Genomic DNA, 22,252 nt, shown 5'->3' on the forward strand with positions numbered 1-22,252 from the left:
TTTTCCAGGTGGCGCGCGGGCGATGTGGCTTTGATCGTAATCCCGGCCAGCGGCGTGCGTAGTCAGAGCTCTTAACCCTGAGGGTGTCAGGCCAGGATGGCCTGACGACGCACCCGGCGAGCCCAAGTGGCCGGAATCGTGATCGAGGCCCCTATTACGCCCTACGGGAGAGCGTCATCTGACTGGGCGGGCCAGCGCCGTCCACTGACCGTGAGCCCGATACGACACCCCCTGCACGCGACCAAAACCACCAGGAGTCCAAGGCTTCAGCCTTGGCGCCCCCAGACCAAGACTGAAGCCTTGGACTCCCTTCCCGGTCACGCCAGCGATGGAGTAAGCGGATGCCGCTTAGGTGATTTCCGGAACACCGGAGACCACCCACCGTCGGCTCGGATGTCGATGCGACTTCAGTCGCACCGACTCGGACGCAAGTGCGACTGAAGTCGCACCTACACTCACCGGTATCCAAATTGTCGGAAATCGCCTTAACTCGCGGGCGTGCCTGTGTCCACCGGCGGGTCGCCGAGCAGACCTTCAAGCGTCTCGGCCTGGAGAAAACCATTTAGCCAGGCATCCAGTTGGTCAATGGTTGCCCCGGCAAGGCGCGCGCCCGCCCATGAGGGGAGGGGACCAAAGCGGGCGGTCAGCACGCTTTGCAGCGCTTCGGTCTTGCCTTCCCGCTTACCTTCCAGTTTGCCTTCCCGCTGACCTTCCAGCTTACCTTCCAGCTTACCTTCCCGCTGACCTTCCAGCTTGCCTTCCCGCTTGCCTTCCAGCAACCCCTCCCGCTTCCACTTCTGTGTCCACTCGTCAACCCGTTCGGCCAGCATGGTCTCGACCTCCGTTAAATCGTGCAGTTCCGGCAGATTCTCGCCCGGCATCAGCCGCCGCAGCAANACCCGCGCNAACCAGACNGTNAGGGCNCGCCGCAGGCTGGCGTGGCGCGGGTCGCGCAAGCGGGCGGTCAGCCGCTGCAGGATCGGGCGCACCGCCGCGGGGCCGTCGGCCGCCAGCACTTCCAGTCGCACCAACTCGGCCGCGACACTGGTCGCCTGCGCCAGCGTCGCTTTCTCAACGCGGCCCTCGTCGATCAGATAATAGCGCTGCTGGGGCCGGTAGCGGCCCAGCGCAGTGGGCAGCGGCACGATCAGGTCCGCGATGTCGCGCGCCGCCGTCCAGCGCCCGCTGCCGTTATAGAGCACCAGCGGAAACACCGGTGGCAGCAGTTCACCCGGCGCCACCGCCTCGTGTTTGATCAGGTCCTGATACAGCAAGCCGGTGTACACCATCACCCGCACCGCCATCCAGGGGTCGACCTGGCTTTGGAACTCGATCAGCAGGTACACATAAAGCCAGTCCCCCGCCACCCGCACCCGCCAGATGATGTCATCCTCGCGGTCACGCAGGTCGTCGGTCACATAACTGCCGCCCCGTTTCTCCAAGGTGGAAAAGTCGATGAGCGCCAGCCAGTCCTCCTGCACGAAGTCCCGCAGCAGACCCTCGACCATCTCGGGGTGGGAGAACAGGTGTTTGTAGGAGCCGTCCTGCGGCGCCCGCGCGGAGGAACGGGCGCGGGACCGGGCACGACGACGCTGACGGGAGGGTCGAGGCATGACGATGGGTGCACAGGCCGGTAAAAGCAGCGGATGTGCGCCAGTCTCTCATGGCCCGCCAGTTCGAACAATGTGTGCGCCGACGGCTCAGCAGTTCCGCATTTGAGTGGCCGCCGCCAACAGCGTGCCCGCCGCAAGGCTGATGGTGGATGCGCTACGCTTATCCACCCTACAAAACCGGCTCCGCTGTAGGGTGGATAAGGCGCGCCGCTCGGTGTCAGGGACCCGGCCCAGCGGTCGCGCGCGCCGCATCCACCAGGGGTCGCGCGATGCCGCTCAAATCTGGAATTGCTGGGTGCGGCTACGGGCCGGTCGGCCGATCGTCTGTGATCTTAGCAGCGCCCCGTGTCCGCACTTCGTCCGGCGCCTCACCCAGCCGGCTCTCAACCTCGTTAAACCGCGCATCCAGGTCCAATCGCCCCGGCGCCCCGATCGCTCGCGCACGGTCATACAGCGCACGAGCCATGTCGACCTCGCCATCATCCAGCCGCCAAGTCGCCGCCAGGAGTAACGGCAGCGGATTCACCGGAAACGCGGAGAAGGCAGCTTCCAGCGCGCCGATCGCACCCGCGTTGTCGCCTTGGGCATGACGCAGATGCCCGACATACATCAGGAGTTTCTGCCGGCTGGACGGCAACATGGCCGGCACCGCCGCCGCGTCTTGCGTCAGTGCCAGCAGTGCGGGCTCCGGCATGCGACAACCCTGATCCAGGGCCAGATTGACCAGCGTGATCAGGGCGGTCGTGTCATAGTCGCTCAGCACCACGCCCAATTGCGCGTGGGCCGCGGCGATGCGCTCCGGCCCGATCCGGCCGGTCTCAAGACAGTCCAGATAGCCCTCCTGCAAGCGCGGACCGGCGCCCTGGGCGTTGGCGAGCAGCCCGTGGGCGGCGTCGAACTGTCCGCGCTCCGTCAGCACCTGCGCCAGTTCGGCCCGCGCCCGGAGCGACGGCCAAGGCCCGGCCAGCGCGGTGGCGTAAATCTGTTCCGCATCCCCCCAAACCCAGGAGCGGGCGAAACTCAAACTGAACAGGGCCAGCAGCGCCAGCGCCGCGATCAGCGGGCGGAAGCGCGCGAGGGCTCCGGTCGGCGACCCGATCAGGTCCGCCGCCGCCAGGATCAACCCCAGGCTCGGCAGGTAGTTGCGATGCTCGAAGGCCAGTTCCAGCGGAATCAGCGTCGATTCCAGTAGATGGCCGGCAAAGAAGAACAGGATACCGAAAGCCGCCAAGGGCCGCCGCCGCAGTAATCCCAGCCCGAGTCCGAACAAGCCGAGCAAGAACAGGGCGGACCAGAGGGTCGTCGGCGGTTGCAGCCAGCCGGTCGAATAGGGCAGCCCATCGTAGAAGAACGGCATCGCCCCCAGGCGCGGCAGCAGGATTTGGCCGACATAGAGCGTGACCACCCGCGCCTGGGTCAGCAAGCGTTCGTCCATGTCGAACGCCCGTCCGATAGAAGCGCCGTGCGTGGTCAACAGCCACAGGGCCGCCCCCAGCGCCAAGAAAACTGTCAACCCGAAATAACCAAACAACAGACGCCGGGTTGGCGTGTTTCCGCGCAGTCGGAACAGGGACAATTCCAGGGCTCCGAGCAGCACCGGCAGCAAGACGCCATTCTCTTTGGCGAGCACCGCCAAGAGCGGGAGCACCAGCAACGGCAACAGCCACGCCGTCGGACTCGCGGGTCGCCCGGATGCTATCTCCCGCAGACGCAGTCGGGCATAGAGCAGCAGCGCCCATACGCAGAACAAGGCGGAGAGAATCGTCATGCGCTGGACCACATAGGCCACCGTGCTCACCTGAAGCGGGTGCAGCGTCCACGCCAGGGCCACGACCAGCGCGAACAGGCCGGAGGCGCCAGGCGGGTAGCGGGTGCGCGCCAGCAACCGCACGAACAGCCAGATCAGGGACGCGGTGACCAGATGCAGGATCAGGTTGACTGCCTTGAAGCCGAACGGAGCGGACGAAGCCAGGGCATTGCCGGCCAGGGTCGCCATCGCCAGGGGGCGGCCAACTCCAAAGGAATCAAGGAATAGATACTCCTTCCAGTGAGCCCCAACCAATTCCGCGAGACCGCCCGCCTGGATGGCCAGAATGCTGTCTTGCAGCCTTACGTCGTCAAGCACCCAGGGTCCGGAGAGGGCGGGCCAGGAGGCGAGCAGACCAAGCAGCCAGATTGCCGTCAGAGACGTCAAGGGGTGTTCCGCCCACATGGTCCCTACACGACAATGCTCACCTTGAGTCGACGACATCTGAAACTCCTACGTTGCCGGGATGGTGACCCATGTGCATCATAGCCAGAAATCGTCGGCGCGGGTCGCTGCGCGGCTGGCTTCTTACAGGCCAGTCCCGTCTGCGTACCGCCGAGCCGAAAAACCGAACTCCGATACAACTCCCGTGCCCAGACCCTTGCATACAGGCTAAGATAGAACCTACGACGATTGGTTGAGCCTCGGGCGTCCCATTGGCGATCAGGTGCTGCTACGCGCGACGGTGCAACCCGTCACAGCACAGCATCCGACGGACCGTCACGATGGTGCGCATCCGGTCAACCCTGTTCCAGGGTCATGCCGCGTGTCGTGCTGCCGACCCGGCAGCGTCGGCGCCGGACTGCCAACGACCCGCGTTATCGCCACCATTCAGGAGCCCGCGTGTCCCACAAGATCAGCGTCATCCTCCCCTGTCGAAACGAGGCGGCGTCGCTTGAAACCCTGCTGCCGCGCATCCGCCAAGTGCTCCCCGCGGCGGAGATTCTGGTCGTGGATGACGCTTCCGCGGACGGATCGGCAGCCGTCTGTGCCGCCAACGGCGTACGCTGCATCCGCCATCCCTACCGGAAGGGCAACGGCGCGGCGATCAAGTCCGGCGCCCGCGCTGCCGTGGGTGACATCCTGATCTTCATGGATGCCGACGGCCAGCATGATCCCGCCGATATCCCCCGCCTGTTGAAACCGCTGGAGGACGGCTTCGACATGGTCGTGGGTGCTCGCCGCTCGGCCTCCCAGGCTAGTCTTGCGCGTGGGCTTGCCAACCGCGTCTACAACCGGCTGGCCAGCTACATGACCGGTCAGCCGATTCTGGACCTCACCTCCGGTTTCCGGGTCGTCCGGGCCGACCTGTTCCGGGAATTCATCTACCTGCTCCCGAACGAATTCTCCTACCCGACCACCATCACCATGGCTTTCTTTCGCGCCGGGTATCATGTCGGCTATGTCACCATTACCGCCGGCCAGCGCATCGGCAAGAGCCACATTCGCCCCCTGCAAGACGGCCTGCGCTTCCTTCTGATCATCTTCAAGATCGGCAGTCTCTACTCGCCGCTCAAGATTTTCGTGCCGGTTGCGGTGCTTTTTTTTCTCCTCGGGACCGGTTATTGGATTTATACCTACAGTCTCGCTCTCCGGCTCTCGATCATGACCATTTTTATGCTCACCACGGCGGTCATCGTATTCCTGATCGGGTTGGTCTCGGAGCAAATTACGCAACTGATGTATCGGTCGTTCACTGAGTCGGTGCCCGCACCCCGGGATCCCGAGAAAAGAGTTGGCGATAGCAGATGCGATTGACCAAGCTCCCGATCTCGTGCCAATCCGCGTCTTGCGTATAGCCTATCGTCTCGCCTGCTGGCGCCCCGGCGAATACCTACGCGCCAGTGGTGGACTGTTCGGCTGGCTGCTGTTACGCGCTGTGGGGCAAGCGGTGCTGGTCATCGCTCTGGCGCGGCTTCTGGGTGCGACAGGGTATGGGCAGTTCATCACGATCCTGGCGGTCGCGAGTTTGTTCGCACCGTTGGCCGGGTTGGGCGTGCAAGGTGTGCTGCTACGCGATGGTGCGCGCAATCCGCGAGGTCTTCCGGGCCAACTTTGCACCGCATTACGGTTGTGGTGGCTGAGCACCGCGGTATTTGGTACAATCGGGGTGGCGGCTGCGCTAGTGGTCGTGCCGCATGACGCGCAAGGCGCGGCAGTTGCCGCGCTGGTGCTGGCTGAGGTGGGCAGCAGTTCACTGATGGAGATCGTCGCGCGCTCCCAGCAGTCACAACAGCGCACCCAGCGCTTCGGCGCGATCTTGGCTGGTTTGGTATTGGCCCGCCTCACCGCATTGGTGGTCTATGCGATGCTGGCGCGGCCTGAGGTCAACGGCTGGATGTGGGCCTATGCCGTCGGTAGTCTGGCTTATACGGCCTGGCTCATACTGCGGACGCAGCGGGACCTATTATCAAGCCGTCCGCCCTGTGCGCCTTTGTGGCCGCTAGTGCGCGAGGGCTTACCTTTCGCCGTCGCTTCCCTTTCGCTACGGTTGCAGGCGGAGTTCAACAAGCCGGTACTGGCGCAACTCGGATTTGCTCTGGCCGGGAATTTCAGCGCGGCGCAGCGCGCCGTAGACATTGCCAGTCTACCACTGGTCGCGATGCAGGAGGCACTGTGGGCTCGCCTGTATGCCAGCGCGGACTACCAGCGCCGAATGCTTGTCACGGCTGCATTTCTGTTACTGTTCGCACTGCTTGGCGGTGTTGTGCTTTATTTGGTTGCGCCCCTGTTGCCGCTGCTGCTTGGTCCTGGGTTTGAGCAAACAGTTCATTTATTGCAATTGCTCGCTTTGCTGCCTATGGTTCAGTTAGTACGTAACTTTGGGGGGTTTAAAGTAATGGCTAGCGGTAACACCAGAACTCTAGGGCATGCCTATTTTATTGGCTCGGTGGTTAGCATAATTACGACTCTTGCGCTAGTGAGATATTACGGCTTGTCCGGCGCCGTAACAGCAGCATATATCAGTGAAATCGCAATTATCTTCATTCTATTCTCATGGGGTTCTAATGATGAAGTTTAGTGAAATCATCCGAACGATTAAGACGATTATAAAAAATTTTCGCGATATTGGGAAAATTCAGCAAACAGTCATTTTTTCGGAAATTGAAAGACTCCAGAAAATCTATGCAAGAGATGGCGCATCGCTGATACCCTATGGGCGCAAATCATATTCTCAAAATGACGAGGACGGGATAATTGAAGAAATATTTCGAAGGATCGGTCATGAAAATAAACGGTTTGTTGAGATAGGAATAGGTGACGGGAAAGAAAATAATACACTGGCACTCCTGTTAGCTGGTTGGAAAGGTCTATGGATAGATATGAATGCTGGTTCGATCAAGGATGTTGTTAAAAACTGGGCGGGGTTAATTGATTCAACAACTTTAACTGCAATCGCCTTTCGTGTTGATGCAGCGAATATCGATCGCATCATCGCTGATGCTGGTTTTCGCGGCGAAGTAGATTTGCTTTCAATTGATATTGACGGCAATGACGCCTACATCTTTGAAGCGATCAAGTGCATCTCTCCGAGGTGTGTCGTTATCGAGTACAACGCGAAATTTGGTCCGACGTTGGATTACTGCATTCCGTATTCCCAAGACTTCGAATACGACGGAACAGATGCTTTCGGCTCGTCCCTGAAGCATTTGCAGAATGTTTTCAGTAGGCGCGGCTACTCGCTGGTGGGCTGCAATCTTGCGGGGGTAAACGCGTTTTTTGTTAGATCAGACCTCGTGACGGATAAGTTTATTCAGCCATATACTGCGGAGGTCCACTACCAACCGCCGAGGTACCATCTTTCCGGTTATGTTTCCGGGCATCCCTCGTCATTTCGCGTGATATCAGGAATTTAGAACCCGGATTAGCGTACTGACGCTTAGTCATCGCCGGCAATCATCATCTGTGCGAGATCAGGAAATGTGACTTTAGGGCGCCACCCTAAAGTATTAATCGTGGTTGGATTGGAAACTAATCGCAAATATTCCGGAATGAATCCCTGGCGGAGCCGAACATATTCGCGCCAGTCCTTGCCGATCAGTCCAAAGCACTGTTCGAGCCAGTCTTTAATTGAATAGGTGACTCCTGAACCAATTGCAGCTTCGTAAATGTCGTCTTGTTCGATTAAGGTGAGAATAGCCTGGGCGACATCACCAGCAAATGTCCATTCTTTTTCTACATCAATGTTTCCTAGCTCGATAACTTCGCAGGAACCTTTAGAAATTCTTTGAACTGCTAGGGCTATCATTTTGCTGACGTGATCGGGCTTGCGGCGTGGGCTTTCATGATGAAAGAGATAGCCGACATAGGCGCGAATGTCAAGAGAGCGAAAATAACGAGCAGCATATGCCGATTGAATGCGAGCAACAGAATAGGCCGTGCTTGCTTGAAATTCACTTTTTTCTGAAATAACATCGCCGGTGTTCCTGAATTGAATGCCACTACCAGTTACAAACACTTTCGCATCAGGGTGGTATCTCTTGACAGCTTCAAGAACATTCAGCGCACCGGTCGATATTGTTTCGTGGTTTTCAAATAGGGCATCATGCCGCGTACTGGAATTTGCGGCAATATGAAAAACATACGCTGGGCGATGCGTTCTGATCAGCTGCTTTACTTGAGCGAAGCAGGAAACATCACCGCGTACCCAGGCGCCTGTTCGCGATACACCAATCGGCTCGATGCCCCGTAACTTGCACAAATCGTACAGGTAATGACCATCCTGCCCACCGGCACCAAAAATAATAGCTTTCATAGATGACCCTGGATCTTAACGATAATATATGCATGTTCAGAACCGAACCCGCGTTTCTTGATAAATTTCGCCCTCTTATCCAGTAAGTTGCCTTTTAATAATCTCTATTGTTGGCAAAGGGAAAATGAAGCCGATGCCTCGATCGAGCGTTTCTTTCTCCCGTGCAATAAACTCGTCTTTAAAATGCCAAGGAAGAACCAAGTAATAATCCGGATTCATTGCCCGCGAGTCAGCCTCGCTTACAATGGGAATGTCTGTCCCGAGGGTGTGTGCGCCATACTTGTCAGGATTGCGCTCTGCTGCGACATCAATAATTCTATTGTCGATGCCACACAGTTGCAAAATGGTATTTCCTTTAGTTGATGCGCCATAAATGTGAATTCGCTTCCCCTCTTTCTTTAGTTTCTTGAGCAGATATATTAATTCTTCCTTGTGTACGTTTACGCGATCCTGGAAATTCTTATAGGGTTTGTCGGTATCTAACTCAAGATCAAACTCTTCTTGATGCAGCGCCTGTACGTTCTGCGTAAATTCTTCTATCTTATAGGCATAGCTATCGACATGAGTGGCGAAGCAGCGGATGCTGCCGCCATTAATAGGGTTAAAGATCGCATTAAATATTTTCATTCCTCCCTGTTTCAAAATATACTCAATAACAGCAAGACTATAATATTCAAGGTGCTCATGGCATATGGTGTCGTAGGATGTCATTTTGAGCATCGTTGGCATATAAGACATCTCAAAAATCCAGATACCCTCTGGAGCTAGCACCTCTTTGACGCCTTTAGTAAAAGCAATCGGATCTTCTAGGTCGTAAAACATCGCGATTGAAGTAATGATGTCAAATTGCCTACTCTGTAGAAAAACCAATAACTCATTGGAGGGAAAAATATCCTGGATGACTGTGACGGGAGGCTTTATTTCTTGAGCTACGTCCGATGGGTCGACACCATATTTTTCACAGTTATTTGGATAGTAGCTCAATAATGTTCCGTCATTACAACCGAGATCGAGAACTCGTGGCGCTAATTTATTTAATATAAACAATGCTTCGTCGACAATGCCACGCAAATGTTGACGCATAGTATCGTTGGTGCCGGAGCGATACCAGTAAGCAGAATAAAGGATTTCAGGCGGGACGGTATGTTCCATCTGCAGTAAGCCGCAGGCGCGCTCGTCTTTCGTAGGATCGCAACGAAGTAATGTCGTCGGTATCTTACGCATTGGGGGCATTTCCTTGCCCGGTTTAACAAACGAGCCTTGCAGATACTGCTCACCTAAGTCGATAACCTTGGTGAGTGCGCTTGAGCCGCAGGCTCGGCAGGTTTTTCGATGAATAAGATGCATGTTGTGCCTCGTTGTGTTTTCGGCCTAGACGTTGCTGAGCACCTGAAGATCATTGCTATAAGCCGCTAATTATTGCGCTTCCTTAAAATCAGAGCGTTGCATAGTAGTGCGAGTTAGCTGCGAACGTTTGATGCCGCTTGCTTGGATTTATCGCTCCAGGCTTGAAGATCGAAAAAGGTGATGCAAAGAGTTTTGTGCAGGATCCAACGCATCCGAAACCGTGCCAACCAGTTGAGGAAAGCTATGGGTGCGATGGCGATGGCATAAAAAATCATTCTTGGCCACGGAGAAGAAACGCGGGGCTTCAGAAATTCGTGGTACTCTCTTACCGAGTAGTGTCCTTTCGCTCGATTCACAAGCAATCGGGGCAAACTGCGCCAAGGTTCGCAGGCGATTACTTGATTTTTTGCCCAATCCGGGTAGTCCGGAAACGACCAGACGAGTTTTGGCCACTGAAACATCCAAATCTCAAAGCTGCGCGCCACCCATTGCGCGTTTCCCCAACGGATGACGATCCAGGGGTGCGCGAGGATAAGCGCATCACCCGGCATGGGACTTTGGAATACGACGCCCATGTGAATAAAGGCCGTGCCATAATACTTTACCAGTTCTCGCTGGCTCCAAATTGTGCGTTTTATTACTACGCCGCCAATAAAAGATAAGTAGTCCCCGGCATCGGCAAGTAACCAATGACGTTCCGGAAGACTGGGGGGGTATACACGGTCGTGATCGAGATGCATTCGGCGCGCCTCAAGACAGACGGTCAAGTCCGTCGTTCGTACCTCGGCATTTACGACGATCAAACTGTATTGTCGACGAGCGGCAGCGAGAACCACCGCAATCGCGCCGGGTTTCAGCAGATCATCGTCAGTGAAAAGCCAGCAATACTCTCCGCGCGCGAATTTGACTGCCTTGCAATAGTCCTGATCAAGGCCACCTTTTTCTGAAAGTTGAATGTAGCGCAGGTTATCACAGCGGGACGCGTATTCGTTTACAACCTCGCGAGTGTTGTCGGTAGAAGCGCCATCTACAACGACGATCTCCACTTCAGGCGTGATCTGGCTGATGACGCTGTCAAGGGTTTCGCCAATGAATGTCGCGCGATTTAGCGTGGCAATGCAAATAGAAAGGAGAATCATATTATTTTCAGAGGAATATAAGGTTAGCGTCTGCTAAGATTATACCCTGTACAAAACACGCAACGCGTTCGGGATTTGGATCGGCTTGAAGTTCGACACATAGTATCAGGCTGCTTGAACGAGGGTCAATGCCACCGAGAGCACCATGACCAATACGGCTAAGTCTGACGTGGGAATTGCGGCCTTGATCATAATTTCGCCCAAGACCGAGTACAGTGCTGGGCGATCTGTCTAAGCTGAGGTTGGCAGGTTCCTCGAACTTTCATACCCTTGGAGGTGCAAACTCACCGAGGGTTGGAGAATATGTCCGAAGAACCTGCCGCGATGGAATTTAGCCCAGATGCCGCCGCTTTGTCACCCGGCGCGTTAGCGTCGGGCGGTGGTGCCAGACAGGTCACGCGCCGCTCGCGCCTGGAGCGGGCACAACAGCTTGGTGCGGCCGAGGCGCGGTTGGCGGCGGGCGAGCCGCTGCGGCAGGTGGCCGCGGCGCTGGGAGTGCCCCGCAGTACCCTGCGCAGTTGGCGCACGGCGCTGCCGCTGGCAGGGGAGTGCCTTCCGCCAGCGGTGGCGAGCGCCTTGGCGACCCCGGCCGGGCTGCGGTGGTTGTGCCGCCTGGTGGTGGCGCTGCAGGAGGCGCTCGCCGAGGCGGCACAGGCGCAACGCGACGCCCTTGCCGCGGGGATGCCCCCGTGCGAGGTGGCGCTGTGTGTCGATGAACACTACGATCCTGATGTCTGCTTGGTGGCCATCGAGCCGGTGGCGAATTACATTGTGGCGGAAGCCTACGCGCCGGACCGCACCGCGGCGACTTGGCGGCAATGCCTGGAGCAGGCGCTGGCCGGCTTGCCGGTCACGGTGATCCAAGGCACCAGTGACGAGGCCGGGGCGTTGCGGCACTTGGTTGAGAAGGATTTTGGTGCCGCGCATGCGTCGGACCTGTGCATGGTCAGCATGAGGTCGCCAAGGGTACCGGGTTGCACCGCCAGCTCAAGCAGGCCGACGCGGCGGTCGCGGCCGCCCAAGCACACCTGGACGCGCAGCGCGCGGCCCAGCGGGCCTATGAGGCGCAGTCACGCCATCCGCGCGGCCGGCCACCGGCCTTCGCGGCGCAGATTGAGGCGGCCTTGACCGCGCTGGTCGCCGCCGAAGCCGAACAAACGCAGGCCCAGGCACGGCAAACCGAGGCCCGTGAACTGATCCGCGAACTGGGCCACCTCGATCATCCTTATGATGTGGAGACGGGACAGGTGCAATCCGTGGAACAGGTCGCCGCCCGTTTCGCCGCCGTGTGGGCGCGCCTGTCGCGCCTCGCCGACGCGGTCGACCTGCCCACGCGGGCCCGTGAACGCATCGCCAAGGCCCAGCGCCTGACGGTGCACTGGCTGGCTTACCTCAGCTTTTTCTTTGCCACCCTGCAGGTCCGGGTTGAGGCCCTCGACCTGCCGGCTGACCTGGAGCAAGCGCTCTTCACCCAACTGGTTCCGGCCCTGTACCTGGAGCGGGTCGCCGCGCGCAGTCCCCAGGCCGGGAGACCCGCCACCGAGTGGCGGCGCTCAGTGCGCAGCTGCTCGAACCATTGCGCCAGCCGACGCATCCGCTCCAAGCGCTGCCGCTCGCCACCCGTCAACACCACGAAGCGGTCGCCCGCGGCGGCGCCGATCTGTTCCAGCGCAGCAGCTCCTGCGTGGAGGGCCGCAACGGTCAGCTCTCCCTCTACCATCATGGCTGTCACCGCTTGCGGGGCCGTAAGCTCCCGGCACTGACGGCCATCCACAACTATCATATCCGTCGCCCCGACGGCACCACCGCTGCCGAACGCTTCTTCGGTCGTGGCCACCCACTGCTGTTCGAGCTGGTGTTGGCCCGGGTCTCCCGGCTACCGCCACCGCGACGCCGACGACCGCGCGCACCCAAGCTTGCTGCGCTGGCACTGGTCGCGGCTTGATGGGGTGGGCGAAGTTATGATCAAGGCCGGAATTGCGGTAGTCTCGATAACGGCTGCATTTCAATGCTGATGTCGCGGCAAGGCTGCGCGGGCGCGCAGCATCAAAGGGTCCTCGCCGTGCGCCAAACGCCATCCCTCACGCAGAGCGCGTAGCGGCACCAGGCTGTGGTAGCGCGTGGCGCGCACCAAAGCGCGGGTGGTCAGTGTCACGCCGTGTCCCAACAACAAACCGCTACGGCCGATAGGACCAAGCGCCAGTTTGCGCGCCAGGATCAGGTGTGCGGCCACCATGCGTGCTTCGTAGAATGGCGTACCTAAACCGCTGCTGGCCGAACCCTCATGCTGTACCAATACCGTCGGCAGGTACAGCATGGTTCCCGGTTCGCGTGATAGGCGGCATCCGAGTTCGACGTCCTCGCCATACATGAAGAAGTCCTCGTCAAAAACATTCGGTCCGATGCGCGCAGTGTTCAGCAGTAGGCAGCACCCACTGGGATGCGGAACACTTCCCGGCAGGCGGCGCGTCAAGAGCAGCCCTAACCAGCGCTGGTAGTACACCGTGCCCGAGACGCGGTCGGTCTGGTCGATCGCGGGGTAGGCCAGTCTGGCGTCGGGATGCCGCAGGAGCGCGTCGCGTAGCGCACCCAAGGCGCCGCGGAGCAGGCGGGCGTCGTTGTTGATCAGCAGCACCCAGGCGCCCGGGTGGTGCTTCGCAATCCACTCCATTCCGCGATTGACGCCGGCGGCGAACCCGAGATTGGCCGGACTGATCTCAATGCTCACGCGGCGGTCCGTACCCAAGGCCGTTCGTAGCGCGCATGCGGTGACGCCGCTATCATCGGAGTTGTCCCACACCAGCATATGAGCGGCGCCATCGTCGAGGACAGACCTCACGCAAGCGGCAGTGCGGGTCGCGTCGCGGAAGTTGAGCGTCAGTCCGAGGACCTTGGGGACCGGGGTCATGGCCGCTGGTGGGACAGTGGTGTTGAAGCAATCCGCAGGCCGGCGCTCAGACCTTGTCGCATCTGTTTCCATTGTTCCCGCCGTTGGTCGTCGAACAGGCCATGCACCACGGCGGTCAGCATCAGCTTGGCCAATGCCCAGACCTTCCACACCCGCGGGATATAGGGCCGCCGCATCAGTAGCAGCGCATTGCGGAACAGAAAAAAATGCCGCTGGGGCGAGCGTGAGGGCCAAACCCGCCAACCGAACAACCAGAACCGAATACTCGACTGGCCCATGCGGTGGTTGAACACGGCGGCGGGAACACCCCAGAGCCGAAAGCCCGCCGCCAGCACGCGGAACGACCATTCGGTATCCACGTGATCGATAAACAGTGCTTCATCGAGACCGCCGAGTTGCAGGAACAGGTCGATCTGGACCAGTGTACCGCTGCCGTTGAGGGTGGTGCAGGTCACCGGTTGTGGCGAACCGGGCGGTGGATAGGTCCGTTTCCAGCGCCAGCGCGCGGCTTGATGAAATCCATGCGACAGGCCGGTGTCGACATCGAGCAGGCAAGGACCGACGCCGCCGACGGGTTCGCCTTGGCGTTCAAGCGTGTCAAGGGCTTCGACCAGGATCTGGATGCTGTTCGGAAGCGGCTCGCTGTCCTGGTCGAGCAGCAAGACCAGGCGGAGTCGCGGGTCATGTGCTCGCGCCGCGCAAACACCGCGATTGACCGCCGCGGCCAGGCCGAGATTCTGCGTGTTGCGCAGCAGTCGGGTATTGGGGGTGCGTTTCGCCAAGATTTCGATTTGTTCTAGTGTATCCGGCTGTGAGGCGTTATCGACCAGGATTTTCAGGCTTTCGGCAGGAAGCGCGGCGAGTTGTGCCCGGAGCGGACCAAGATCCGGATTGTAGGTCACTGTGATGGCGGCAACCGCGGCGATGTCAATGTCGTTCACGATCTGATTTGATCTGCCTTGAGAGTCGATCCATCTGCCGCTCTGAGCAATAGTTGACCATAGCGCTCAGTGACCGAGGCCCAGTCGAAGGCCGCCCGGCAATGCTGATGCGCATTGGCGGCGAGCCGACGCCGTTGCTCCGGGTCGGCCAGCAGGCCGATGATCGTCTTGGCGAATTCAGATGTTAAGTGCGGGTCAACCAAAATTCCAGTTAGTCCGTCCTGGATGACATCCGCAACCGCAGGAACACGTCCGCAGACCAGCGGACAGCCACAGCCCGCGGCCTCTACCAACACCAGGCCAAGACCTTCCTGATCTCCGCCGTTGGCGACCACAAAGGGCGCCACGAAGAGGGTTGCACGCCGGTACAGATCCGGTAACGCGGCTTGGCCAATCATACCCAGAAAGTCGACCTGTGCGTCGATTCTAAGATCTGCGGTCAGGCGCCGCAACTGAGCCTCCAGTGGACCGCTGCCGGCGATGATCAAGCGGGTCTGGGGATGACTCACCAGGATCTGCGGCATGGCACGTAGTAAAAGTGGGAGTCCTTTCTTCTCTACTAACCGGCCAACGAATAACAGGGTGTCATCACTGCGCTGGATCAGCGGGTCTGGGGTGAAGTGCTGTTGCATGTCGACGCCCATCGGAATGACCGCGATCTTAATGGGGTCGATCCCGATCGTGAGGCATTCAGTGCGCATCGCTGCGCTGACCACCGTGACCATGGCGCTCTCATTCATGACGGCCTGTTTAACGCGGCGCAGCAGCGAGCCGCTCAATGCAAACAGGTCGCCGCCATGGGACGTGCAAACGAGCGGGATCGCGCGGTTGGTCAGGCGGCGCGCCAGGACGGCAATCAACCCTTGTGGGATCAGCCAGTGGGCGTGAATGACATCGAAGGGCTCGCGGTGCAGTAGTCGGACCAATGCCCATAACTGACCGAGCAGGAAGAGCGGGACCAGCAGATAATAGAAGGGGTTGCTGCGCAGCCGGCTGAGGATGCCGCCGCCGTGTGTCGCCAGATGTTCCCAGCGCTTGAAAAAATAGGGAAAGCGAATAACCTGCACACCGCCCATGGATTCGCGTTCCAGGCTGCCGGGGGCGCGGGGGGCCAGCACGGTGACGGCGAAACGCTCGGTCAGTCGACGACTGAGTTCGTAGACGAACGGCGGCTCCGGATCCTGACTCCAGCGCGGGAAGGTCGAGGTCAGGACCAGCAAACGGGGTTTGGGGCCGTCAACGATTTTCATGTCCAACGGGTTCGATGATTTCGGCGGTAGGCGGGATGTTTAATAGCTCGGAACGCCCGGAACGCAGCAAGTTCGCCTGCTCGGTCACGCGGGCGAAGATATCGTTCTCGTAGGTCTGCATCGGACTTTCCTGCGCTGCTCGATTGTTCTGATGAGTATAGGTGTTCTTTGTCGCTGATGTCCGTGAGAGGGTCACGTTCTTGCTATGCGGCCAGTATTTTAGGCGTTGAACGCGATATCCGGGTGTAGGGCGTTAGCGACCTGACCTGGACGCCTCCCGAGCCGTGGATTCGAGGGCCAGCAACTGGTCCAGATCAAAACCGCCGTGTGCGCCAAATGCGCGATCCAAGGCGGCGCGGCGTGTTGGCTCCTGCGCAACAGTGCGCAGCATGGCAGTTGTCTGCGCGGACGCAGCATAGTCGCCGGCGAAGCGCAGCAGGTTACTGACGACAAACCTCATTTGAACAGGTTTGGCGTAAACGCACTGGTCCAGTGTCTGCGCCAGCGCCGATGCCGCATCCTCCCAGCGTGAAAGCCCGATCAGTGCCCGCACCCTGACTTCGCCGGTAAGGCACCGTTCATCGGCCACCCTTGCGCGCGGGTTGGCGAAGGCCGTTGCCGTGAGCGCATCGAATTGGGCGGGCGAGATCGCCGGGCATTGACCCTGCAACACAAGGTTGGCGAACTGAGCCAACGCGGTGACCGCGGTCGGCGTGATGAGACCTTGTGCAAGCTTGTCCGAGGTTCGGTCATAGAGTTGTTTCGGCAGGGCCGGCTCCCGACAATACAGGCGTAGCGCGGTCAACTCCGGCGCTGCATCCTCCGTGTCCATGTTCACCAGCCGCGCCAGCAGCGCGACGGCTCTCCCCTGATTGCCGCGTGCGCTCTCACGGGTTGCCAGCTCGGCAAGCACGCGGGGTGAGTCCGGGCGGTATCGGTAGTCGAAGGCCAGCAAGGTATCCAGGTCGGCCCAGATGCGTGCGCGGGTTGCGGTGTTGAAAGCGAGCAGCAGGGCCAGCGCGGCGATGACCGGCACGGCCAGGCGTAGGCGTCCGATGGACGCAAACAGGGTCGTAACTATAGAGACCAGCAGCGTTGCGAGTCCTACCGTGGCCAGGTAGTTCCGATGCTCGAAGACCATCTCCAAAGGGATTACGGTCGACTCGATCAGGTGACAGGCGAAGAACCAGAGGATGCCGAAGCTGATCCAGGGGGCGGGGCGGGCGAACCGCACGGCGAGCAGGATGAGGCCGGCGTAGAGGCTTGCCAGAGCAATGGTGGCGGCGTCCAGGTGCCTGGTGATGGGGAAGCCATCGTGAAACAGCGACATACTGCTTGGGAGCGGTACCAGAAAGAGCTTGAGATAGAGTCCGATGACGTGCACTTGGGTCATCAGGCGCTCGACCCCGCTGAAGCCGCGTCCGGCGTGCCATCCCAGGAGGTCGGGCAGGCGCGGAATCAGGTACAGGGCGCCCAGTGCCGCGGGCAGTCCGATGAGCAGCACCCAGAGTCCGATCCAGAGTCGGCGCTGTCGCGGCCCTTGGGTCCGGAATCGGAAGAAGATGCCCTCAATGACTGCCAGCAGCACCGGTAGTACGGCCGCGCTTTCTTTGCTCAGTAGCCCGAGCAGCCCGCAGACGCCGACACCGATCAATGCGACCGCGGCGCCGGCCAGCGGACGGGTCGCGCTCAGCAGGCGCCCTTTCACATAGGCGATCAGGGCACCGAGCGTGAACAGGCTCGATAAGAGCACCAGCCGCTGCACGGCATAGAGGACCGTGCTGACCTGCAGCGGGTGCAATACCCAGAGGCTGACCGCGGCCAGAGCGAACCAGAGTGGTGCAGTGGTGTCGGCTGTTCGTGACCGGCGGCAGGCGAGCAGGTAGAGCAGCCAGAAGACCAGCAGTCCGTTGATCAGGTGGAGCAGCAGATTCTGGTATTTGAAGGCAAAGGCATCGGGCCCGGCGAAATACTGGGTGAACGTGAAGCTGATCCGGGTGAGTCCGCGGGACAGCCCGGCGAATTGTTCGCCGTCGAACAGTTGGCCCTGGAGATTGGCCAGGGTCAGGGTGTCGACTTGAGCTGCCGGGATGTTCGAGTCGTCATCGAGCAGAAAGGGGCCATCGAGGCCGGGGCTGTAGATGAGATAGGTGAGGATGAGTACCGCCAGCAGGAAGGCCGCGGCACCGATCTGCGCGTAGCGGTCAGTGCCGGCTTGCAACTGGGCTGGTGCAGGGTCGGACAAGGTTGTTGGAGCGCTGTTTGTACCCCGAGGGCGTTCGGATTCGGCATTGTGCATCTCTTCGAGCTCGCGGGGCTTTTGTTCCGGCAAGGAGTATTTGTCATTCAGATTCTCGTCCGACCGGTTTGGGGAAACTATCTGAGCGTTTGGGTCGAACTGAGGTCCGACCTCCCGTTCTCCTTGGCCGGGTTGAGATCGGTGCCCGCGACCGTGCGTTGTTGCTCTAGGTTGATCATCCGATCGACCGGTGCCTTAGGTTGCGCGACAGCCCGACCGACAAGGTATTGTGGCTGCGCCGTTCATCACAGCCTCTATTGACTGTGCCTTGACGTTGTCGGACGCGTTGACGCTGAACCTTCGGAATCGATCGGACGGCCACTCTTTGGCGCTGGTCTTTCCTGGAATAGGTCTTGGTAGACATTGACCTGGCGATCTTTATTCAGCCACTCGTACAGGTTTTTCGGCGGGGTCGCGGCGGCGATCTCCACATAATGCTGTGCATCGTCCAGAAGCCCCGCGGTCATCAAGTAATAGGCTTGTTCAAGCGCTGTCGTATAGGATGGTGAAGCCGCGTAGGCGCGGTCCAGCGCGCGGATGGTGCCGTCGAGATCGCGCTGTTGCCGCCGATAGCGGGCGAGCAGTGTCGCCAACAGCCGATGGGCTGCGCCGCTGGCGATAAACTTTGGGCTCGCCAGATAACCCGCAAAGATTCGCTCCATGGCTTGCGGTGCAATGCGGCAACGCACAGCCTGTTTCTGGTCGGTCATCCATTCGATGCCGGTCAGGCTACCGAAATCCAGGGGGGCCGTCCGCGCCACCCGTTCGATCTCGTCGATGCTCGCGTCAAGGCTCGGCAGATTGGGGTCAGAGCAATGCTCGACTATGAAACGATAGAGCGGGAGGTTCGCATTAGTCGGCTGGGCCGCCGCGGCCTGGTCGAGTTGGGTTCGCAGCCGTGTCCAATCACCGTGGCTGGCCCAGAAGTTGAGTGCGGTCTCTTGGGCGCGCGGCGAGGCTGGACGTTCCGCCGACCACAGCAAGGCGATCGAGGCTTCGTCGCCCCAGACCCGTGCCGAACTCCAAGTGATGGTGCCGACCAGTGCGATTACTGACACTAGGCCTGCGGCGGTCCAGCGTTGGTAGGCCGCCGGTACCGCGAGCACAATGTAACATAGGGCAAAGAGGGGACCGATCATCGGCAGGTAGTTGCGGTGCTCGAAATAGATCTCTAGCGGGATTACCGTGCCTTCAAGCAGGTGTCCGAGCAAAAACCAGAGGACCGCCAAGCTGAATAGGGGCCAAGTGCGCCGTTTGACGAGTGCCAGGGTCAGCAACGCGATGATCATGCCCAGTGCCACCAACGTTTGTGGCGGGTCGAGGAGCCCGCGGGAGATTGTGAAATCGTCGCGAAAAGGGGTGGATTCGGTGAGTGAGGGCAGCAGGATAACCCGCAGATACTGCATCAGCACCCGGCCCTCGGTCATCAAACGCTCGGGCAAATTGAAGGCGCGTGGTTCGTAGGCAGCCGCCGGATTGCCCAGCAACAGCACCAGATAGACCGCCAGCACGCCAAGCGGCAGAATCAAGAAAACCGTGGACCAGGCGCTCCACCAGGCGGGGCGCGGCGGGCGGTTTGCGCCAAGTACCGTCACCTCAAGTACCAGCACGTAGCTCAGGGTCATCACCGCCGATTCCTTGCTCAGGATCCCGAGTACCAGAGAGAGCCCGAAGACGGGTACCAGCCAAAACAGAGCAGTCCAATGGCGCTGTGTGGCGATGCGGCGCCCGTGTAGATAGGCGATGAGTGCCAATAGGGAGAAGGTCCCGCCGAGCAGGGTCATGCGCTGAATGACCATCATGACCGGCGACAGTTGCAGCGGGTGTAGTAGCCAGAGTGCGGCTGTGGCTAATGCAATCCAGTCCGGAAAGGCGCTGCGGGGCTCGGCGGGGCGAATCAGGCGGATCAGACCCCGCAGAAAAGCAAATACGAGGATGCTGTTCAGCAGGTGGATCAGGAGATTGGTGCGCTTGAAGCGAGCGGGTGCGCTGGGCCAGCCGTTGTCGTCTAGGAGCAGCGACAGATAAGATAGGGAGCGACCGGAACCCCCTTCGTCCGGCAGGATCAATCGGACAACTTCGTCGGGGGTCTGGATGCCGTCACCGGTCCCGGCGAGTTTGGGCAGGTGCACTTCATCGTCAAAGAAGAAGGGGCCGGACAAACCGGGAGCAAACGCGAACCAGCCAACCACGAGCAGCAGTGGTAGAGTGATTGTAACCAGCCTTGGCCCACGTGCAAAGTTGAACATGGTCTTTGGCGTTCTCGATTGGCGCTGCCGTGGGTGCTCGGATTGTTTGTTCTGGATAACAAAAAACCCCAGGAATCGCCCTGGGGTTCGCGGCGGTGTTAGAGTTGGACCTATTGCCTATTTACGGCAGTTGGACGGACGGAACTTCGCGTCAAGTGTGCCGCCTGTGCAGCCCCATGTCACACCGACAGAGCTAGTTGTACCCTCAAATATAATTGTATCATTAGCGTCAATACCGATTACAGTATTATACGTAACGACTATCTGGCCTTTCGAGGCAGAGATGCTCTTCACGTATTTCGTACTGGCTGGCGTATAGCCAATAGACGCAGTGGTGTTGGGCCAGTGGCCCTGTGACAGTGCAAACTCTGCCATTGATGCCTTGGGAGAACCGGCCAAGCTTATGCCCTCGGCCACCTTACTACGTGTTGTAAAATCCTGATACGAAGGAATGGCGATGGCCGCCAGGATGCCGATGATCGCGACGACGATCATCAGCTCGATCAATGTAAAGCCTTGTTGGAATTTCTTCACGTCTGTTCTCCGGAATGGATGATGGATGCGGCTGCACTGGGAGGCCGTCGCGACCGCCGTGCAGCCGCGTCCTTACTGTCTCCCTGAAGCTGGCACTGCATGATCCGAGCCAGCGCCTGCGTCTTCGTGTTTGTTGAAAGCATATCCGCCAAGTTGCTGGCATGTAAAAAGATGTAAAGGTGTTCGGTTGGCCGGTGGGTTGGTTAGCGTGCTGTGAGGCTTCAGGTGGATCGTGCAAACGCGGTCAATAGTGACAAAAATTGTCAATTAATGACAAAAGTTGGGGGTCTTAGTGGGTCTGAGGGAAGGCGTTCGGGGGTTGTTGGAGATGAAATCCCCCGGTGGGATCAATTGATTGGCTTAGGTGTGACCCGATGTGCAGATCGGAGCACGGCAAGGTGTGTTCTTGAGGGGCTCGGAAAGGCAGTCGCGATTAGGATTCGGCTGTTAGCCGTGGGAGCAGCGTCCGGGGTGAGAGAACTGCGACGCGTGTTCAATAAGCCTGAGAAAGCGCGGGTCTGTGCTTGTCGGCATCGCGGCTTGAAGCCGCTCCCACAAGGGTGATCGATCGTGATCATCCTTGCGGCCACGAGGTCGCTGGTTAGGGTGCGGTTGTGTTCCTATCACTGGTAGCCAATCTTGAAAACGACTGAATCGCTGCATCCTAAGTGCTTGTTGTTGAAAATGTGCGACGCCTTGGATGGATTTCGCCGGCAGTGTCCTTCGCTCATTGGACAGCCTGGCGTATCTGGCCAAACGCTTCTCTGGGGGTGTCGTCGCGAGACAAGGCCGGGGTCGTTACTCGTACCTCGTTCCAGCTAATCCTGCGAATCCGTAGTGCCTGCGAGTTACCATCCATGGCACTGGATTCCGGCATCCTGCCGGAATGACGTCGCAGCTTCAGTTGGAACGGTGTACTAACCGTGAGCGATTGGAAATGATGAGCTGGCCGTCGTGGTCCGCGAAGCCCGGCAGGGCCTTGAGGTTCGTGAAATCCGCACGGGGCGCCTGTGGGAGCGGCCCCCGGCCGCGTTCGGCGCCGCAGTCGCTCGACCCGGTGAAGCCCTATCGTGGCCGGAGGTTGCTTCTACTGGAAGGTGATCGGCATTCAGGTGTTCGCCGTCTTTAAAGAACTTGAGCCACCGCTGTTCCTCTGTTTCGACCTGCTCGGCGGCGAATTTGTTCAGCTCGAAGAGGTAGATGCCGCCATGGTCGAGCAGGCAGCGGTCGCGCTCGTCGCGCAGCCGGTAGCGGTGGGCGTAGCAGGGGTCGCCGCGCAGGAGGTCTTCGCCCAAGAGCCAGATGCTGTAGGTGGGTTGCAGCGCGTCATAATCCTGACCGCTCTGCAATTGTTGACTGTAGAGGTCGGCCCAGGTGTAAAGGATGCGGGCGGGCAGGTCGCGATGGTT

18 protein-coding genes and 1 pseudogene are annotated in these 22,252 nt (G+C 59.4%); 5 read left to right on the top strand and 14 right to left on the bottom strand.

Annotation, left to right across the window (positions count from 1 at the left end; translation table 11 throughout):
• Window positions 1–485: 485 nt before the first annotated feature.
• Both A39O_RS0116695 and A39O_RS0116700 read right to left on the bottom strand, forming a co-directional pair.
• Window positions 486–1,613 (bottom strand): Rpn family recombination-promoting nuclease/putative transposase, encoded by a 1,128-nt coding sequence (locus A39O_RS0116695; protein WP_083924722.1) that lies wholly within the window; start codon window positions 1,611–1,613, stop codon window positions 486–488.
• A gap of 301 nt (window positions 1,614–1,914) precedes the next feature.
• The gene (locus A39O_RS0116700) at window positions 1,915–3,864 is read right to left on the bottom strand and encodes a tetratricopeptide repeat protein (protein WP_157640203.1); all 1,950 of its coding nucleotides are present in this window, start codon (window positions 3,862–3,864) and stop codon (window positions 1,915–1,917) included.
• Window positions 3,865–4,263: 399 nt separating this feature from the next.
• Between A39O_RS0116700 and A39O_RS0116705 the strand changes: the two genes are divergently transcribed.
• From A39O_RS0116705 to A39O_RS0116715, 3 genes are read left to right on the top strand one after another with little or no spacing between them, the layout of a single operon-like run.
• Window positions 4,264–5,178: a glycosyltransferase family 2 protein gene (locus A39O_RS0116705; protein ID WP_040528026.1), complete on the top strand. Its 915-nt coding sequence runs from the start codon at window positions 4,264–4,266 to the stop codon at window positions 5,176–5,178.
• Window positions 5,156–6,442, top strand: a complete 1,287-nt coding sequence (locus tag A39O_RS0116710) for a lipopolysaccharide biosynthesis protein (RefSeq protein ID WP_157640205.1) — start codon at window positions 5,156–5,158, stop codon at window positions 6,440–6,442. The genes A39O_RS0116705 and A39O_RS0116710 overlap by 23 nt, the downstream gene beginning before the upstream one ends.
• Window positions 6,432–7,277 carry a hypothetical protein gene (locus tag A39O_RS0116715; RefSeq protein WP_169338454.1) on the top strand — a complete coding sequence of 282 codons (846 nt, stop codon included), beginning with the start codon at window positions 6,432–6,434 and terminating at the stop codon, window positions 7,275–7,277. The genes A39O_RS0116710 and A39O_RS0116715 overlap by 11 nt, the downstream gene beginning before the upstream one ends.
• 23 nt (window positions 7,278–7,300) lie before the next feature.
• Here the strand turns inward: A39O_RS0116715 and A39O_RS38635 are convergent, their stop codons facing one another.
• From A39O_RS38635 to A39O_RS38640, 3 genes are all read right to left on the bottom strand, one after another.
• On the bottom strand, window positions 7,301–8,176 hold the full coding sequence (locus tag A39O_RS38635; protein ID WP_083924723.1) for a GDP-mannose 4,6-dehydratase: 876 nt from the start codon (window positions 8,174–8,176) through the stop codon (window positions 7,301–7,303).
• Window positions 8,177–8,251: 75 nt separating this feature from the next.
• Complete coding sequence (locus A39O_RS0116725; RefSeq protein ID WP_026199478.1) at window positions 8,252–9,523, bottom strand: class I SAM-dependent methyltransferase; 1,272 nt, start codon at window positions 9,521–9,523, stop codon at window positions 8,252–8,254.
• 113 nt (window positions 9,524–9,636) lie between these two features.
• The gene (locus A39O_RS38640) at window positions 9,637–10,662 is read right to left on the bottom strand and encodes a glycosyltransferase family 2 protein (RefSeq protein WP_083924724.1); all 1,026 of its coding nucleotides are present in this window, start codon (window positions 10,660–10,662) and stop codon (window positions 9,637–9,639) included.
• A gap of 324 nt (window positions 10,663–10,986) precedes the next feature.
• Here A39O_RS38640 and A39O_RS42705 point away from each other — a divergent pair, with 324 nt between their 5' ends.
• A complete protein-coding gene (locus tag A39O_RS42705) occupies window positions 10,987–11,790 on the top strand; it encodes a helix-turn-helix domain-containing protein (protein WP_245561916.1) in 804 nt (267 codons plus the stop codon).
• Here the strand turns inward: A39O_RS42705 and A39O_RS42710 are convergent.
• Window positions 11,733–12,122, bottom strand: a complete 390-nt coding sequence (locus A39O_RS42710) for a hypothetical protein (protein ID WP_245561913.1) — start codon at window positions 12,120–12,122, stop codon at window positions 11,733–11,735. The two genes, A39O_RS42705 and A39O_RS42710, sit on opposite strands and share 58 nt — an antisense overlap.
• Window positions 12,123–12,205: 83 nt before the next feature.
• Between A39O_RS42710 and A39O_RS42715 the strand changes: the two genes are divergently transcribed.
• The gene (locus A39O_RS42715) at window positions 12,206–12,607 is read left to right on the top strand and encodes a DUF6399 domain-containing protein (RefSeq protein WP_245561914.1); all 402 of its coding nucleotides are present in this window, start codon (window positions 12,206–12,208) and stop codon (window positions 12,605–12,607) included.
• Window positions 12,608–12,667: 60 nt separating this feature from the next.
• Here the strand turns inward: A39O_RS42715 and A39O_RS0116750 are convergent, their stop codons facing one another.
• The 8 genes and pseudogenes from A39O_RS0116750 to A39O_RS43825 all read right to left on the bottom strand — a co-directional run.
• Window positions 12,668–13,570: a glycosyltransferase family protein gene (locus A39O_RS0116750; RefSeq protein WP_020505820.1), complete on the bottom strand. Its 903-nt coding sequence runs from the start codon at window positions 13,568–13,570 to the stop codon at window positions 12,668–12,670.
• Entirely contained in the window at window positions 13,567–14,511 is a 945-nt protein-coding gene (locus tag A39O_RS0116755; protein WP_020505821.1) for a glycosyltransferase, read from the bottom strand. Before A39O_RS0116755 ends, A39O_RS0116750 begins: the two co-directional genes overlap by 4 nt.
• A complete protein-coding gene (locus tag A39O_RS0116760; protein ID WP_020505822.1) occupies window positions 14,508–15,761 on the bottom strand; it encodes a glycosyltransferase family 4 protein in 1,254 nt (417 codons plus the stop codon). Before A39O_RS0116760 ends, A39O_RS0116755 begins: the two co-directional genes overlap by 4 nt.
• Window positions 15,748–15,882 carry a hypothetical protein gene (locus A39O_RS43165; RefSeq protein WP_020505823.1) on the bottom strand — a complete coding sequence of 45 codons (135 nt, stop codon included), beginning with the start codon at window positions 15,880–15,882 and terminating at the stop codon, window positions 15,748–15,750. Before A39O_RS43165 ends, A39O_RS0116760 begins: the two co-directional genes overlap by 14 nt.
• A gap of 132 nt (window positions 15,883–16,014) precedes the next feature.
• Window positions 16,015–18,006 (bottom strand): hypothetical protein, encoded by a 1,992-nt coding sequence (locus A39O_RS0116770; protein ID WP_169338455.1) that lies wholly within the window; start codon window positions 18,004–18,006, stop codon window positions 16,015–16,017.
• A gap of 308 nt (window positions 18,007–18,314) precedes the next feature.
• Window positions 18,315–20,309 (bottom strand): hypothetical protein, encoded by a 1,995-nt coding sequence (locus A39O_RS0116775; RefSeq protein WP_157640209.1) that lies wholly within the window; start codon window positions 20,307–20,309, stop codon window positions 18,315–18,317.
• Window positions 20,310–20,426: 117 nt separating this feature from the next.
• Window positions 20,427–20,804 carry a pilin gene (locus A39O_RS43170; RefSeq protein WP_051088835.1) on the bottom strand — a complete coding sequence of 126 codons (378 nt, stop codon included), beginning with the start codon at window positions 20,802–20,804 and terminating at the stop codon, window positions 20,427–20,429.
• Between the two features lie 1,130 nt (window positions 20,805–21,934).
• Window positions 21,935–22,252 (bottom strand): annotated as a pseudogene (locus A39O_RS43825) (PD-(D/E)XK nuclease family transposase); the annotation flags it as partial.

Origin of the sequence: Lamprocystis purpurea DSM 4197, from assembly GCF_000379525.1 — a bacterium.
Classification (GTDB): domain Bacteria; phylum Pseudomonadota; class Gammaproteobacteria; order Chromatiales; family Chromatiaceae; genus Thiodictyon; species Thiodictyon purpureum.

Coding starts and splice junctions, on each gene's coding strand:
- A39O_RS0116750 (WP_020505820.1), bottom strand. CDS start 13,570: ATGACCCCGGTCCCCAAGGTCCTCGGACTGACGCTCAACTTCCGCGAC.
- A39O_RS43170 (WP_051088835.1), bottom strand. CDS start 20,804: ATGATCGTCGTCGCGATCATCGGCATCCTGGCGGCCATCGCCATTCCT.
- A39O_RS42705 (WP_245561916.1), top strand. CDS start 10,987: ATGGAATTTAGCCCAGATGCCGCCGCTTTGTCACCCGGCGCGTTAGCG.
- A39O_RS0116725 (WP_026199478.1), bottom strand. CDS start 9,523: ATGCATCTTATTCATCGAAAAACCTGCCGAGCCTGCGGCTCAAGCGCA.
- A39O_RS38635 (WP_083924723.1), bottom strand. CDS start 8,176: ATGAAAGCTATTATTTTTGGTGCCGGTGGGCAGGATGGTCATTACCTG.
- A39O_RS0116760 (WP_020505822.1), bottom strand. CDS start 15,761: ATGAAAATCGTTGACGGCCCCAAACCCCGTTTGCTGGTCCTGACCTCG.
- A39O_RS43165 (WP_020505823.1), bottom strand. CDS start 15,882: ATGCAGACCTACGAGAACGATATCTTCGCCCGCGTGACCGAGCAGGCG.
- A39O_RS0116700 (WP_157640203.1), bottom strand. CDS start 3,864: ATGTCGTCGACTCAAGGTGAGCATTGTCGTGTAGGGACCATGTGGGCG.
- A39O_RS38640 (WP_083924724.1), bottom strand. CDS start 10,662: ATGATTCTCCTTTCTATTTGCATTGCCACGCTAAATCGCGCGACATTC.
- A39O_RS0116715 (WP_169338454.1), top strand. CDS start 6,432: ATGAAGTTTAGTGAAATCATCCGAACGATTAAGACGATTATAAAAAAT.
- A39O_RS0116775 (WP_157640209.1), bottom strand. CDS start 20,309: ATGTTCAACTTTGCACGTGGGCCAAGGCTGGTTACAATCACTCTACCA.